Below are 14,352 nucleotides of genomic sequence, written 5' to 3' on the forward strand. Positions count from 1 at the left end.
CGGATAAGCTGCTGAATAGTAGGCATGTGTTCCTCCAAAATAAAAACACAAAGTTAGGCCAAAGAACGATATCAAATATCTTTGAATGATTAATTTGTCAAGGCATTTTTTTTTGCGGATTCCGGCGCGGAAGCCCCCGGGAGCTCAGCCCTGTGCGGCAGGGAGTGCGGCTCCTTCTGAAGGACGCTCCTTGACGAGGCTCGTCGCGATGGAGCGCCGGGGCGGAGGCAAGCTCCGCTTCCGCGCCGGATCAAGAATGCCGGGGGCTTTTGTTCCTGCCGTGCGCAGCATCTTTTCTCTTTGCGTTGACAGGTCGCCTTCCCGCGCTTACCCCAGAGAAGAACACATTCTTCCGGAGGCCGCATGGACATTTCTTCCTCGTTTCACGATCCGGCGCTGTGCCGCGCCCTGCTCGACAGGCTGAGCGCCGAACTTCAGGCGCTCGGCAGGCCCGTGCGCTTCATGGAAGTGTGCGGCACGCACACGGTGTCCATATTCCGCAGCGGCCTTCGTTCCCTGCTTCCCGAGGGACTCGAGCATCTTTCCGGGCCGGGCTGCCCGGTGTGCGTCACCCATGATTCCGAGGTGGCGGCCTTCATCCGGGCGGCGGAAAGGCCCGACGTCATCGTTGCCACCTTCGGCGATCTTCTGCGCGTGCCCGGGCCGGACGGCCGTTCGCTCAAGCACGCCATGGCCGACGGGGCCCGCGTGCAGGTGGTCTACTCTCCGCTCGACGCCGTAAGGCTGGCGGCCGAACATCCCGGCGACACGGTGGTCTTTCCCTCCGTGGGGTTCGAGACCACCGCGCCCGTCATGGCCGGCGCGGTCATGACGGCGAAAAGCATGGGGCTTTCCAATTTCTGCATCATTCCCTGCAACAAGCTGGTGCCTCCGGCCATGCGCGCGCTGCTTGAGGGCGACGAGAGCGCCTCTCGCCGCATCGACGCCTTCCTTCTTCCCGGCCACGTGGCCGTGGTGCTGGGGCTTGCGCCTTTTGAATTTCTGGCGAAGGAGTTCGGCAGACCCTCCGTGGTGGGCGGATTCGAGCCTGCCGACATTCTTTCCGCTCTGTGCCTCATGCTCGACATGCTGCGCCGCGGAAAGCCCGAAGTGGGCAACACCTACGTGCGCGCCGTAAGCGATGAGGGCAGCCCGCAGGCAAGGCGCGTCATGGACACGGTGTTTCAGGTCTGCGACGCGCGCTGGAGGGGGCTCGGGGTCATTCCGAAAAGCGGCCTTGCCCTCAGGGAGGAGTGGAAGAGCTTCGACGCCATGGAGCGCCTCGGTCTGGAACTCGGGGAGGCGGGCCGCATCCCCGGATGCCGCTGCGGCGACATTCTGCGCGGCGCGCTTTCGCCGGATAAGTGCCCGCTTTTCGGGAAGGCATGCACGCCGCAGAATCCCACGGGGCCGTGCATGGTGTCCACCGAGGGAAGCTGCGCGGCCTGGTACCGCTACCGGGGAGTCTGAAGGGCCGTCCCCTGCCGGGGACAGTCGGAAAAGGGCGTTTCCCCTTGACGGCAAGGTCGATTTTTGCTAAAGCTGACTCCATGAACACGAACTCTTCCAGAACTCTTTCCTGCATGTGGTGGTGGCCCTGCTAAAGGGGCCGGGTTCTGGAGTATTCTTTTTACAGCAGCATACGAACCGCGGTCGGAGCAACGGCCGCGGTTTTTTTACAGCCGGAATCGGAAGGCCGGGCTCCACCGGAGAAGGAGTCAGACCATGAGCGTTTCCGAATCCAGCAAGACTTGTGCCCAGGCCTTTGAAACCGGTTTCTTCGGTCCCTACGGCGGACAGTTCGTTCCCGAGCCTCTCAAGAAGGTGCTGAACGAAGTCAACGAAGCCTTCATTAAATATCGCGACGATCCCGAGTTCAAGGCCGAGCTTGCCGATCTCTTCACCCATTACTGCGGTCGCCCCTCGCCCATTTTTCACTGCCGCAATCTGAGCCGCGAACTCGGCGGCGCACAGATCTACCTGAAGCGCGAGGATCTGAATCATCTCGGCGCGCACAAGATCAACAACACCCTCGGTCAGGTGCTGCTTGCAAAGCGCATGGGCAAGACGCGCCTTGTGGCGGAAACCGGCGCCGGTCAGCACGGCGTGGCCACGGCCGCCACGGCAGCGCTCTTCGGCATGGAGTGCGTGGTCTACATGGGCGAAGAGGACATGCACAGGCAGGCGCTCAATGTGTTCCGCATGCGCATGATGGGCGCGGAAGTGCGTCCGGCCATGAGCGGTCAGCGCACCCTCAAGGAGGCCGTTGACGAAGCCCTGGACTGCTTCGTCAATGATCCCGACATGTTCTATGTGCTCGGCTCCGCCGTGGGCCCGCATCCCTATCCCGTCATGGTTCGCCACTTCCAGTCCGTCATAGGACGTGAGGCGCGCGCCCAGAGCATCGAGCAGATAGGCCGTCTCCCCGACTACGCCGTGGCCTGCGTGGGCGGCGGTTCCAACTCCATAGGCATGTTCGCCGGTTTCCTCGACGATGCGGAAGTGAAGCTTGTGGGCGTGGAGCCCGGAGGCAGGGGCATGGGCTACGGGCAGCATGCCGCAAGCCTCTGCAAGGGCAAGCCCGGCATTCTGCACGGCTTCAACGGCTACGTTCTTCAGGATGAGAAGGGCGGCGTGGCTCCCGTGTATTCCATCTCCGCCGGTCTCGATTATCCCGGCGTGGGCCCGGAGCACTGCCAGCTCAAGGACTCCGGCCGCGCCGAATACGTCACCGTCACCGACGAGGAGGCCGTGAACGCCTTCATGACGCTCTCCCGCAAGGAAGGCATCATCCCCGCGCTGGAATCCTCCCACGCCCTTGCCCACGCCATGCGCCTTGCTCCCACGCTGGACAAGGACAAGATCATCATGGTCTGTCTCTCCGGCCGCGGCGACAAGGACGTGACCCAGATCGCCGAGCTTCTGAAGGGCAAGATGTAACGTTCCCGGACGCCTTCCGGGAAGAGGCGGGGGGCGCTCTTCCGCTTGCCGTTGCCGGAGAAGACGGTCACGACTTGTGATGGCGCATGCGCCGTCATGTCCGGCCGACCGCGTGAACGCATGAGAACGCCCGGTTTCCGGTCCGAGAAGGGCCGGGGACCGGGCGTTTCCCTTTGCCCTCTTTTGTGCTAGTCTTTCGCCCTGCAATTCGTTCTCCGCTTCTGAAAAAGGCGGGGATTACCGGGCCATGCGCGGCCCTTTCCTTCGTTTTTCAAAGGCCAGCCATGAAGATTCTTCTCGACAGCGGAAGCGGCGGCAGGGCGTCGCAAAGACTCATCGCCGACGTTTTTCTCCGGCATTTCGACAACGGCATTCTGCGCCGCATGGATGATGCGGCCCTTCTCGAGCTGAACGGTCCCGTGGCCATGAGCACGGACGGATACACCGTGACGCCTCTGTTTTTTCCCGGCGGCAGCATAGGTTCTCTTGCCGTGCACGGCACGGTGAACGACGTGTCCATGATGGGCGCGCGTCCGCGCTATCTTTCCTGCGCCTTCATTCTTGAAGAGGGGCTGGATTCGGACGTGCTCGAAAGGGTGGCGGCCGACATGGCCCGCGCCGCGAAGAAGGCGGGCGTGGACATCGTGACGGGCGACACCAAGGTGGTGCCGAAGGGCGCGTGCGACGGCATGTTCATCACCACCGCGGGCGTGGGCGAAGTCATTGCGCAGCCTGCGCCTTCCGGGCATTCGGCCCGTCCGGGCGATGCCGTGCTCGTGAGCGGCTCCATGGGCGATCACGGACTCACGGTCATGGCAAGGCGCGACAACCTCACCCTTGCCGCAGAGGCATCGAGCGACAGCGCTCCCCTGAATCACATGGTGGAGCGGCTCATCACGGAAGTGGGGGACATCCATGTGCTGCGCGATCCTACGCGCGGAGGACTTGCCACCACGCTCAACGAGATCGCGGAGCAGTCCGGCGTGGGCATCACGGTCGAAGAGACCGCCGTGCCGGTGCACGAGAGCGTGCGTTCCGGCTGCGACGTTCTCGGCCTCGATCCTTTGTACCTTGCCAACGAGGGCAAGCTCATCTGCATTCTTCCCCGCGAAAAGGCGGAGGCGGCGCTATCGGTCATGAAGTCCTGCGAGTTCGGGGCCGAGGCTGCCGTCATAGGAGAGGTGACGGCTTCGGAGCGGCCCCGCGTGGAACTTCGTACCTTCATGGGCGGCTCAAGGCTCCTTTCCATGCTGGAAGGCGCGCAGCTGCCCCGCATCTGCTGAGGTCGTCATGCGCATCGCCGTATGGAACACCGCGTTTCTGGGAGACTCCGTTCTCACGCTTCCGCTCATCCGTGTTCTCAAGGCCGCGTGGCCCGAGGCGGAGCTTGATTTTTACGTGCGCGGCGGACTCGCCTCTCTTTATGAGGCGCAGCCCGAGATTTCCCGCGTGTTCTCCTGCGACAAGCGCGGGAAGGACAGAGGCCTCGCCGCCGTGCTCCGGGAAGGCCGCGACATTGCGGCGCGTGGCTACGACATCTGGGTGGACGCCCATCTGAGTCTCCGCAGCTCGTACATGGCCCGGGCAAGCCGCGCCCCCGTGCGTGCGGGCTATGCCGAGGCCGCGCTTTCCCGTTTCGTGTTCACGCACCGCGTGAGCCGCCGCTTTGCCGAACTTCAGGAAATAGAGCGTCTGCTTCTTCTGGCGGAGGCGCTGGACGTGCCCCGCGCGCTTCTGGAAGACAGGGAGCTGTGCTGGCCTGACATCGTGCTTCCCGCCCGCGCCGAAGAGGAGGCGGACAGGCTGCTCGCGCCCCTGCCCGCAGGGAAGAAGACCATAGGACTGCATCCCGGCTCGGTATGGCCCACCAAGCGCTGGACTCCGGAAGGCTTTGCCTTTATCCTGCGCCGTGCTCTGGAGAGCGGGGTGAACGTCGTGCTGCTTGCCGGTCCCGGCGAGGAGCAGACGGCCGCCCATGTCCGCGCGCTGGCGGGCGTCGAGGGCAGGGAATCCGGCTTTCTCGATCTTTCGGGAAAGACCTCGCTGCTTTCCCTGGCTGCGCTGCTCGGCAGGCTGGACGACTACGTCACCAACGATTCCGGTCCCATGCATCTGGCATGGGCGCAGCACACTCCGGTGACGGCGCTGTTCGGACCCACGGTGCGTTCTCTGGGCTTTGAGCCCCGGGGAGCGTCGAGCTCCGTCATCGAGGTTGACCTTCCCTGCCGCCCCTGCGGACTGCACGGACACAAGGCGTGTCCCAGAGGGCATTTTGACTGCATGAAGAAAATAGATCCCGCCGAGGTGTGGAACGACGTCGTGCGCAAGCTTGCGGCGGGCAGACAGGAATAGCCATGTCTTCAAAGAAAAACAGGCCGCTGCCGCAGAGTCTCGGCCTGCCGTTCACCGGGGCGGACAGCCACGCGCATCTTGACGACGAGCGTCTTCTGCCCGACCTTTCCGGCATGCTGGAGCGTGCCGCCTCTTCCGGCGTGTCGCTCATCGTGCACATGTTTCTTCAGCACGAGCGCTACGCGTCGAACCGCAATCTCATTCTGGACGCCGCGGCCGCGCTGCCCAAGGCTCCCGACCTCTGCTTCGCCCGAGGGCTGCATCCCGAAGACGTGCTCACGGCCGATGAAGAGGAGTGGGAACATCTTGTGGATGCGGTGAAGAATGATCCTCTCATCCGCGCCATAGGGGAAATAGGCCTGGATTACCATTACGAGGAAGGCTATTCCCCCTCCGCGCTTCAGGAACCGTGGTTCCGCAGGCAGCTCAGGCTCGCAAAGGAACTGGACAAGCCCGTGGTCATTCATTCCCGTGAGGCCTGGGACAGAATGTTCGCCATTCTTGACGAGGAGGACATGCCGGGAAGACCTCTTCTCTGGCACTGCTTCGGCGGCGACGCGGCAAGGGCCGGACAGATCATGGAGCGAGGCTGGCACATCGCCTTCGGCGGCGCGTCCACGTTCAAGGCCAACGCCGGGGTGCGCGAGGCCCTTCACGTCGTTTCGCCCGATCGTCTCATGCTGGAAACGGACTGCCCCTATCTTGCCCCTGAGCCCTGGCGCGGCAGGACCAACGAACCGGCGCTTGCCGTGTTCACGGCCGAACGCCTTGCGCAGGAGCTTTCCATGAGCACGGAAGAGCTCTGGACGCTCACGGGAGAGAACACGAGGCGCTTTTTCGGCATGCCGTCCGTTCGTCCCGCAGAAGTCTGAGACGGTTCGGAGAGCCTTGGGCAACGTTTTTTTGAGCGAGTGCGGACGGAAGGCCGCGCATGAGACACGAAGCTCCTCGGAGCGATATTTTTTCAGGAGACGAGAATGGGCAAGAGCGGATTTCACTGCATCACCTTCGGCTGCCAGATGAACGTCAACGACTCCCAGTGGGTGGAGCGTGCGCTCATGCGTCTGGGCTTTCAGGAAAAGCCGCTGGAAGAGGCCGACGTGGTGTTCATCAATACCTGTTCCGTGCGCGAGAAGCCGGAACAGAAGGTGTACAGCGCCCTCGGCCGCGTGCAGCGCGCCAATCCGCGCGCCGTGGTGGGCGTGGCGGGCTGCGTGGCCCAGCAGCTGGGGGAGGAGATCATGCGCCGTCATCCGCAGGTGCGCCTCGTGGCGGGCACCGACGGCGTTTCTTCCGTGCCCGAAGCCTTCGTGCGTCTTTTGAACGAGCCGAAGCTCAGGCTCTCCTATCTTGACTTCACCGACCTTTTTCCCGACCGCGATCCCTGTCTTGTGGACGGCGCGGGAAGGCCGGAACAGGAAGGCGTGACGCCCGTGGCCTATGTGAACATCATGCAGGGCTGCGACAACTTCTGCGCCTACTGCATCGTTCCCTACACGCGCGGGCCGCGCAAGTCGCGCTCCACGAAGGCCGTGCTCGACGAGTGCCGCGCATGGGTGGCGCGGGGCGCCGGCGACATCACGCTTCTCGGGCAGAACGTCAACGTGTTCGGCAACGACAAGAGCGGCGACGGTACCACCTTCCCCGAGCTTCTGCGTCAGGTGGCGGCCATTCCGGGTCTTCGGCGCATCCGTTTCGTGTCCGCGCATCCCCGCGACTTCTCGCAGGAGACCATCGACATGTTCGCCGAGCTTCCGCAGCTCTGCCCGCGTCTGCATCTGCCGCTTCAGTCCGGCTCGGATTCCATGCTGAAGAAGATGGGCCGCGGCTACAATATGGAGCGCTATCTTTCCGTGGTGGAGGGACTCAGAAAGGCCCGGCCCGACATCGCGCTTTCCACGGATCTCATCGTGGGATTTCCGTCGGAAACGGAAGAGGAATTCGAGGACACGCTGAAGGCCATAGACAGCTGCGGCTTCATGTCGAGCTTTTCCTTCTGCTATTCCGACAGGCCTGGCACGCGCGCCTCGGCCATGCCGTTCAAGATTCCCCACGAAGTGCAGCTTGAAAGACTGGAGAGGCTCCAGAGCCTTCAGAACGATCGGGCCGAAGCGTGGCTCAAAAGCCGCGTGGGGCTTGTGACCGACGTGCTTCTTGAGGGGCCGAGCCAGAGAAGGACGGAGGAAAACAATGAATGGCAGGGCCGCGATCCGTGGGGCGACATGGTCAACGTGACCATGCCCGAAGGCGCGGGACGTCCCGGCGAGTTCGTGGACGTGAAGATAGACAGGGCCCTCAAGCATTCTCTCAAGGCTTCGCCCGTCAGTCGCGACGCGTGAGAGGAAAGAGTTTGAAGCAGAAAGGCGGCGGAACATGGGTTCCGCCGCCTTTCTGCGTTTCAGGGGAGGACAGGGGAAATGTCAGCAGTTGCATTCGGCGCCGGAAATGGCGTCCACGCGCAGGGTCTGACTGGCCTGTTCAAGGGCTTGCTTGCTCATGCCGGGCACGTCGGCAAGCTCGTCGATGGACATGAAATCGCCCATTTCTTCACGGTACTGCACGATGGCCCCGGCCAGATCGGCGTTCAGACCGGGCACGGAGGCAAGTTCCTGCTGAGTGGCGGTGTTGACGTTGACGCCTTCATCCTCGGCAAGGGCGACGGAGGAAAAGGCAAGGCAGAGGGCGAGGGCAAGAGCGGAAACGAGGGAACGGGTCATGGAAAGCTCCTTTTTCGTTGCTACCAGCTGAGGTAGGACCAGGAATACATGAAAAAGCAGATGACAAGGGAAAGCAGCGAGGAGGCGGCAAGGCAGAGATGCCTGCGCCCCGCGCCGCAGCTGGGGCTGTGGGCGCGGAACACGCCCATGTAGATGGCTGTTGCCGTGGCCCAGAAGAGCAGCAGGGCGAACAGCAGCTGAAGATAGAAGGTGATGCCTGTCATGGTTGTTCCTTTGCGCAAGGACGCGGTTGCCGGGGGTCGTCGAGGGGAGAATCCGGGCCCGGTAGGGCCGGCCGGGTCTGGTACCCCGGCCGGTTCAGGAGTTCCTGACATGGTTTTATGGCCAGTCAGAAGTCATGGCATGTCAGAGCAGGCCCGTGCGCTGGAAGAGCACGGCGAGCAGCATGAAGAGGACGGCAAGAACGATGCCCGCCATGTCGCGGTCATGTTCCTCTTCGCCGGTGTTGGCCATGTAGTCGAAGCCTTCATCGTCTGTGGTGTGGGAATGGCGCATGCTGGACTCCTTAGAAGAGCGGGAGGTTGAAGTGGGCCGCAGCCATGAGGCATCCGGCAAGAACGGCTATGCGCATGATGCCGGAAGCGAAGGTGAGCGCGACGCCGCGCAGGCCCCACTGCGCTATTTCACGCAGGGGAAGCGAAAGGCCGAGGGCTGCGGCGGCCAGGGAGAAGTCCCACTTCACGAGCTCGAAGATGGCAAGGTGGGCGGGTTCCTTGACCACGTGGAACTGCACCGCGATCCAGGCGATGATGAAGACCACGATGAACAGAGGAAGTTTTCTGTGGGCTTTCGTGGCCATGACGGTTTCGTCATGAGGGAACATTCTTGCGCGCAGGAACATGACGAAGAACACGAACAGGAATCCTGCGGGCATGAGCGCGTGGCGCACGCTGTCGAAGTAGTGGGCCCAGTGGCCCGCCTCGTAGCTGAAGCCGAAGGCCGCGTTGAACATCTGTCCCGTGTTGCCTATGCCGAGCACGGAGAGCACGGCGAAGGCCTCATCGTCCATGTCGAGGGCGTGCCCGAGAAGGGGCAGCAGGAAGGAGGCCGCGAGTCCGAAGAGGAGAATGCAGCCGAGCGCATTGATGACCTGTCCGCCCTTGGACTTGAGCATGGGCATGAGAATGGCCACCACATGGGGGTCGCCCGTGGAAAGAGCGCCTGCGATGGTGGAGTAGTGGCGGTCGTCCATGTGAAGGGCCCTGCCGAGCAGAAGGGTGACGACGGCGGTGAACACCATGACGGCGAAGGCGAAGAGAATGAGAGGCATTCCCGCCTTTGTCGCGTGGCTGAACACGAAGTGCGGAGCCAGCATGATGATGCCGAGCGGCATGAACACGTGGATGAGCGACAGTCCCCGCTTCCAGGAGTCAGGCACGCCGAACACGTTGCCGATGACAAGGCCCATCAGAAAGGGATTCCACACGAAGTTTGAGTTCAGCGTCTGGAAGAGCGGCTGATGGTTCACGGGGCCGATGACGGCATCGAGCCAGGAAAACAGGTTTTCCAGCGTGAGGGGATTGGGACTGCCCGCCAGATTGTTGGAGAACAGCGCGATGAAGAACATGGCCAGCAGACCGGGCAGGATTTCCTGCGTGCTGTAGAGGCAGCTGAGGAAGGAGCGTCGGCGCTCCTCGTAGGGAATGTTCATGCTAGTACCTGCCTGTTATTGGAACTTGTGGGCCAGCCATGCGTTGAGCCCACGTTCTGGATGGGGATGCGTGCCGGTGCGCCAGTATTCCTGCCAGGCGGAGCGCTCCATGAGGGAGGCGCGCAAAAAGCCTTCGATGGTGCCGTTGACGCCCATGAGCACGTCGATGTTGTTGCGCGGCTGGAAGGCCAGGTTCGCGCTCCTGAACACGCGTTTGCGGTAGTTGGTCTCGATGTGCCAGGCGTGGATCATCTCGCCGTCGAAGCTGTCGATGACGATGCTGAACTGCGGCTTGCCGTCGGCCATGCGGGGACCGTCGAAGCGGGGATGCTCCTTGTCCAGAATGATGGGCTCGGGATTGTCCAGCAGCACTTCGTTGAGCTGATAGCAGTGGCCGCATACGTCGGGACGCACCATGAATCGCGGATCACCTTCGAAGGGTGTGTCGCTTTCGAGCTTCTTCAGGTCGACATAGGTGTAGAAGGCGGCTCTGCCCTTTTCAAAGGGGGTCTTCACGTCCATTTCGGCAAGAACCTTGTTCCTGCCCTCATCGAAGGCAAACTGCAGGGAGTTCACCACGCGCTGATGCTGGGGCAGGAAGGCGCGCGTTTCGGCGTTGAGGGGGCCGAGGGTTCTGGATTCCTTCAGCGAACCGTCGTTTCTGCGGATTTCCACCGTGGCGGTTCCGGCGGCCTCGTCGAAGGAGACGAGCCTGAGCGTATGGTTCTTGCCGAGGGCCTTTTCCTCGCCGGGAGCGAGCAGGGCGCGCACGGGCTTTTCGTAGGTGTATTCCACGCTCTTGATGGCGGGCGTGCCGAAGCTCTTCACGCGCACGTAGTCTTCGCCCACGAATTCCGGTTCGATCCATGTGGCGCCTTCGGCGAAGCGGTCGTGCAGATAGTAGCGGTCGCCCTGTTCGCGGCTGAGTCCCTGGGCAAGTTCAAAGGGGGCGCCGAAGTTGTTGCCCGAATACTTCACCACGTTGATCTGCGCCATGGGCCTGTCGTCGAGCAGATGCTTTTCGGTGAAGCGCAGCACCTTGTTGTTCACGCCGAGCGGCTGATCCTGCCAGTAGACGGGATGCAGGCTGGCGTCGGGCTGCACGCGCCAGAAGTCTATGTCGAAGTTGCGGCGCGTGAAGGTGGTGGACTCGAAGGTGACCATGTAGGCGCGGCGGCCGAGCATGTAGAAGGTTTCGCCGTTCAGGGCGCGAACGTTGCGGGCGTTGCGCGAGGTGTAGAACAGGCCGGAGGGCGGAATGACGATGCGGTTGTTCTTCCAGTCCACGTAGCTGCCGCGGATGACGAGGCCTTCGGAAGAGGTGAGCCTTTCGCCTCTTCGGTTGGTCACCTGCTCGCGTCCGAAGCCGCGCATGAGTCCGCCGAAGGGCGCCGTGGGATCGGGAGAATGGAAGGCCATGTTCGGCATGACGCTCGGGAAGGAGGTGAAGTGCGAGCCCTGCACCTCGGTGCCGAAATTCGGCGTGGCAAGGCGGGTGAGGAAGCTGTCTTCCAGAAGGGAGATGAAGGTGGGCGCGCGGCCGATGAAGAAGTCGATGTTCTTGCGCCCCTTGTCCGAGAACACCAGATTGTCGGTGCGCTGGAAGAAGGCGTCGCGCACGTAGCAGCTTTTCACCCTGTCGCCGTCGATGTCGTCGGCCACCAGACGGAAGGCCGGACGGTTCCACACGTCGGAATGCTTGACGGGGCCGTCGTAGCTGTCGTTTTCTCCGTCGAGCGTGAAGGCTTCGGCGTTCTCCAGCGTGAGACGCTGAAGCTTGCCCGTGAGCAGACTGGCTTCGAGTCCCACGGCGTAGCGGGGATCAAGCGGCCATTTGTCGCCGTTTTTCACGGTGATGAGGTCACGGTAGACGACGAGTCTCAGCATGCCCTCCTGCCAGTCGTGGGGCACGGCGTCGGACCACGGCACGAAGTCGGAGTGCCGCAGCCACTCGGGCTGAACGGCTATTTCTATGCGCATGTCCTCGCCGGGCACGGTGAGGAAGTAGGCGTCCTTTTCGTCTTCGGCGTCCTTGTAGCCCTGGGAGCTTATGGGACGGATCAGCTTTTCGGCCAGCACCTTGTCGCCGTAAAAATCCGTCACGCGCACACGAAATCCGCTGCTTTCGCGGAAGGCGTAGATGCGCTTGGTTCCGTACAGGCGGTATTCCTCCTGACGAAGGTCCAGCACCACGGGACGGGAGAGAGAGAACGTGGCTTCCTCAATGACGGGATAGGAGAGCGAGGCGAAGGTGGCCTTCTGAAAATCGTGGTCCTTCACTTCAAAGCGGCTTGCGCCGTATTCGAACACCGGGTCGAGGAAGAACTCGTCGAGCTGTTCCACGTCGCCTTCCATGTGGCTGCGGTCGGGCAGATCCCTGATGGCCGGGAACTTTGAGGACACGGAAAATTCCATGGGCCAGTGACCCGAAGGAGCGATGAGCGCCATCTGGATGTAGGGCAGGTCGTAGTGGTCGGTGGCGTAGTCGAACCACAGGCGATAGCCGGCCTCGTCCACCAGAACCTTTTCACCTTTTTTCAGACTGACGTCCTTTACGGTACGCACGGCTGTTTTGCTGTCCACAAGATAGGCGTGCTCACCGAGAATGAAAAAAGGATCGCGCCGGAAGGGGGCGGCGTCCTCATCCGTCTCGGAAATGTAGCACAGTCCGCCCGCAGGAACGACGGCCTTGCCGTCCTTTACGGAGCTTTTGCGCACGAGAACGGCCTCGGAAAGCTCGCGCGGCTGGCCGTACTGGTTTTTGAAGGCCTTGTGACGCAGGCCTCCGAGGTCGGGAATGAAGGGCATGTCGCCAGCCGGGGCGAGGCCATGCGGACTTTCCGCGGCCGGGGCGCCGGAAAACAGAAGGCAGAGAAGAGCTGCGGCGGCGCCGGAAGCGAGAAGCTTGTTCATCAAAACTTCCTTTGGGGTTGAATGGTCTGGCCGAAAGAATGGTTTTGCCGTTTTGTGCAGGCGTGTGCGCCGGACGAAACGGGAGAATTCCGACACTGCGCAGATATGCAGGAATCGTTCCAAAAACGTCATGTATAATGATTGCAGCCGATTAGAAAAAAAGTTCGGCGTAAAGGCCGCATGGGAAGAACCGCGTCATGTGCGGAGGTGTGCACACGGGAGCAAAGGTGTGCTCCTCGTCGCGCAGACGGAGCGCCTTTACGCGGGCACCCGTTGCCGTTACAGTGTGTTCCGCAAGAAATGTTCCGGGGTGAGAATATGAACGAAGGCAGGAAGAGCGGTTATCAGATTCTGGTGGTTGACGACGACCCGGAATGGCATGAAATTCTGGCGCTGCTTTTTTCCCGCAAGGGCTGGAAGACGGAAACGGCGCTGAACGGGGAACGCGCTCTGGCCCGCATTGCCGCAGGCGGCATAGACGTGGTGGTGTGCGATCTTTCCATGCCGGGCATGAGCGGACTTGAGGTGCTGCGTCGCGTGCGCGCCATGGACGCCTCGCTTCCCTTCATCATGATGACGGGCGTGGGCACCATTGAAAGCGCGGTGGAAGCCGTGCAGCTCGGGGCCTACAGTTATCTTACAAAGCCGGTGAACAATGCCGAGCTTGCCGCTCTCGTGCAGAGGGCGGCCGAGCACGCAAGGCTGCACAGTCAGCTTCTGGACCGGCCGCGCGAGAATAAGACGCCGGTATCCCTCATATACAACAGCCCGTCCATGAAGCAGGTGCTCAGGACCATAGGCAAGGTGGCGGGCACGAGCGTGCCTATTCTCATTACCGGCGAAACAGGCACGGGCAAGAGCCGTCTGGCCGAGTACATTCACCGTGCAAGTCCTCTCAGAGACAGACCTTTTCTTACCATAGACTGTGCGGCGCTGCCGGAATCTTTGCTGGAAAGCGAGCTTTTCGGCCACGTGAAGGGCGCCTTCACCGGAGCGGTAAGCACGCGCCGCGGCCTTTTGGAAGAGGCGCAGGGCGGTACGGTGTTTCTGGATGAAATAGGGGAGCTTTCGCCTTCCACGCAGGCAAAACTGCTGCGTGCCATTCAGGAGCATGAAATACGTCCGGTGGGCAGCAACAGAAGCGTGAGCATAGACGTGCGCTTCATTGCCGCCACGCACCGCAATCTTGAGGAGGACGTAAAGACCGGACGCTTCCGTGAGGATCTTTTCTACCGGCTTTCCGTCATTCCGCTGTATCTGCCGCCGCTGCGGGAACGCCGTGAGGATCTGGCGGCGCTCATAGGCTTTTTCATCAGCCGATTCAACGAGCGGTACGGACGCAACGTCACGCAGATAAGTCCCGCGGCCATGAACATTCTGTATCATCAGCCATGGAAGGGAAACATACGCGAGCTGGAAAACGTGCTCGAACGTGCCTTTCTTCTTACCGAAGGCGACCGGCTCATGCCGGAATCGCTGGGCACCATGGCCGAAGTTGCGGCGGGAATCGTGCCGTCCTCCGGGGAGGCCGCGCTGCCGGACACGCCGCTTTCTCTTTCCGACGCGGTGCGCAATGCCGAAATTCAGGCGCTTCAGCAGGCGCTTGCCCTGTGCAACGGCAACAAGACGCAGGCGGCCGAGCTTCTCGGCATAGGCCGAAGAACGCTCTACGACAAGCTCGCGCAGTTCGGTCTCATGGACCGGAGAGGGGGTAAGACTATCCTCAAGGTTTCTAAGGCAGCTCTTACTTTGCTGGCA

The 14,352-nt window shown here is 62.0% G+C and carries 12 protein-coding genes; 7 read left to right on the forward strand and 5 right to left on the reverse strand.

Annotated elements, in window-relative coordinates; translation table 11 throughout:
- Positions 1–363 precede the first annotated feature (363 nt).
- The 6 genes from hypD (at position 364) to miaB (ending at position 7,631) form a co-directional block, all read left to right on the forward strand.
- Positions 364–1,470 carry a hydrogenase formation protein HypD gene (gene hypD / locus QZZ60_RS06455; RefSeq protein WP_295639472.1) on the forward strand — a complete coding sequence of 369 codons (1,107 nt, stop codon included), beginning with the start codon at positions 364–366 and terminating at the stop codon, positions 1,468–1,470.
- Between the two features lie 255 nt (positions 1,471–1,725).
- Positions 1,726–2,940: a tryptophan synthase subunit beta gene (gene trpB, locus QZZ60_RS06460; RefSeq protein ID WP_295639475.1), complete on the forward strand. Its 1,215-nt coding sequence runs from the start codon at positions 1,726–1,728 to the stop codon at positions 2,938–2,940.
- 284 nt (positions 2,941–3,224) lie between these two features.
- Positions 3,225–4,223, forward strand: coding sequence for a hydrogenase expression/formation protein HypE (gene hypE / locus QZZ60_RS06465; protein WP_295639478.1), 999 nt, complete (start codon positions 3,225–3,227; stop codon positions 4,221–4,223).
- Positions 4,224–4,230: 7 nt separating this feature from the next.
- A complete protein-coding gene (locus QZZ60_RS06470; RefSeq protein ID WP_295639480.1) occupies positions 4,231–5,292 on the forward strand; it encodes a glycosyltransferase family 9 protein in 1,062 nt (353 codons plus the stop codon).
- Between the two features lie 2 nt (positions 5,293–5,294).
- Positions 5,295–6,164: a TatD family hydrolase gene (locus QZZ60_RS06475; RefSeq protein WP_295639482.1), complete on the forward strand. Its 870-nt coding sequence runs from the start codon at positions 5,295–5,297 to the stop codon at positions 6,162–6,164.
- A 105-nt stretch (positions 6,165–6,269) separates the two neighbouring features.
- On the forward strand, positions 6,270–7,631 hold the full coding sequence (miaB, locus tag QZZ60_RS06480) for a tRNA (N6-isopentenyl adenosine(37)-C2)-methylthiotransferase MiaB (protein ID WP_295639485.1): 1,362 nt from the start codon (positions 6,270–6,272) through the stop codon (positions 7,629–7,631).
- Between the two features lie 81 nt (positions 7,632–7,712).
- Here miaB and QZZ60_RS06485 read toward each other — a convergent pair whose 3' ends face one another.
- The 5 genes from QZZ60_RS06485 to QZZ60_RS06505 all read right to left on the reverse strand — a co-directional run bounded on the left by QZZ60_RS06485 (position 7,713) and on the right by QZZ60_RS06505 (position 12,594).
- Positions 7,713–8,009 (reverse strand): helix-hairpin-helix domain-containing protein, encoded by a 297-nt coding sequence (locus QZZ60_RS06485; RefSeq protein WP_295639488.1) that lies wholly within the window; start codon positions 8,007–8,009, stop codon positions 7,713–7,715.
- A gap of 20 nt (positions 8,010–8,029) precedes the next feature.
- Entirely contained in the window at positions 8,030–8,233 is a 204-nt protein-coding gene (locus QZZ60_RS06490; RefSeq protein ID WP_295639490.1) for a hypothetical protein, read from the reverse strand.
- 142 nt (positions 8,234–8,375) lie between these two features.
- A complete protein-coding gene (locus QZZ60_RS06495) occupies positions 8,376–8,525 on the reverse strand; it encodes a hypothetical protein (RefSeq protein WP_295639493.1) in 150 nt (49 codons plus the stop codon).
- Positions 8,526–8,535: 10 nt separating this feature from the next.
- Positions 8,536–9,681, reverse strand: a complete 1,146-nt coding sequence (locus QZZ60_RS06500) for a putative sulfate exporter family transporter (RefSeq protein ID WP_295639496.1) — start codon at positions 9,679–9,681, stop codon at positions 8,536–8,538.
- A gap of 15 nt (positions 9,682–9,696) precedes the next feature.
- The gene (locus QZZ60_RS06505; RefSeq protein ID WP_295639499.1) at positions 9,697–12,594 is read right to left on the reverse strand and encodes a hypothetical protein; all 2,898 of its coding nucleotides are present in this window, start codon (positions 12,592–12,594) and stop codon (positions 9,697–9,699) included.
- Between the two features lie 318 nt (positions 12,595–12,912).
- Here QZZ60_RS06505 and QZZ60_RS06510 point away from each other — a divergent pair.
- The coding region (locus QZZ60_RS06510; RefSeq protein ID WP_295639502.1) for a sigma-54 dependent transcriptional regulator at positions 12,913–14,352 on the forward strand (1,440 nt) is incomplete at its 3' end.

The sequence above is a fragment of the uncultured Mailhella sp. genome (assembly GCF_905187505.1).
Taxonomy (GTDB): Bacteria; Desulfobacterota; Desulfovibrionia; order Desulfovibrionales; family Desulfovibrionaceae; genus Mailhella.

Coding starts and splice junctions, on each gene's coding strand:
- hypD (WP_295639472.1), top strand. CDS start 364: ATGGACATTTCTTCCTCGTTTCACGATCCGGCGCTGTGCCGCGCCCTG.
- QZZ60_RS06490 (WP_295639490.1), bottom strand. CDS start 8,233: ATGACAGGCATCACCTTCTATCTTCAGCTGCTGTTCGCCCTGCTGCTC.
- hypE (WP_295639478.1), top strand. CDS start 3,225: ATGAAGATTCTTCTCGACAGCGGAAGCGGCGGCAGGGCGTCGCAAAGA.
- trpB (WP_295639475.1), top strand. CDS start 1,726: ATGAGCGTTTCCGAATCCAGCAAGACTTGTGCCCAGGCCTTTGAAACC.
- QZZ60_RS06485 (WP_295639488.1), bottom strand. CDS start 8,009: ATGACCCGTTCCCTCGTTTCCGCTCTTGCCCTCGCCCTCTGCCTTGCC.
- QZZ60_RS06500 (WP_295639496.1), bottom strand. CDS start 9,681: ATGAACATTCCCTACGAGGAGCGCCGACGCTCCTTCCTCAGCTGCCTC.
- miaB (WP_295639485.1), top strand. CDS start 6,270: ATGGGCAAGAGCGGATTTCACTGCATCACCTTCGGCTGCCAGATGAAC.
- QZZ60_RS06495 (WP_295639493.1), bottom strand. CDS start 8,525: ATGCGCCATTCCCACACCACAGACGATGAAGGCTTCGACTACATGGCC.
- QZZ60_RS06470 (WP_295639480.1), top strand. CDS start 4,231: ATGCGCATCGCCGTATGGAACACCGCGTTTCTGGGAGACTCCGTTCTC.
- QZZ60_RS06505 (WP_295639499.1), bottom strand. CDS start 12,594: ATGAACAAGCTTCTCGCTTCCGGCGCCGCCGCAGCTCTTCTCTGCCTT.
- QZZ60_RS06475 (WP_295639482.1), top strand. CDS start 5,295: ATGTCTTCAAAGAAAAACAGGCCGCTGCCGCAGAGTCTCGGCCTGCCG.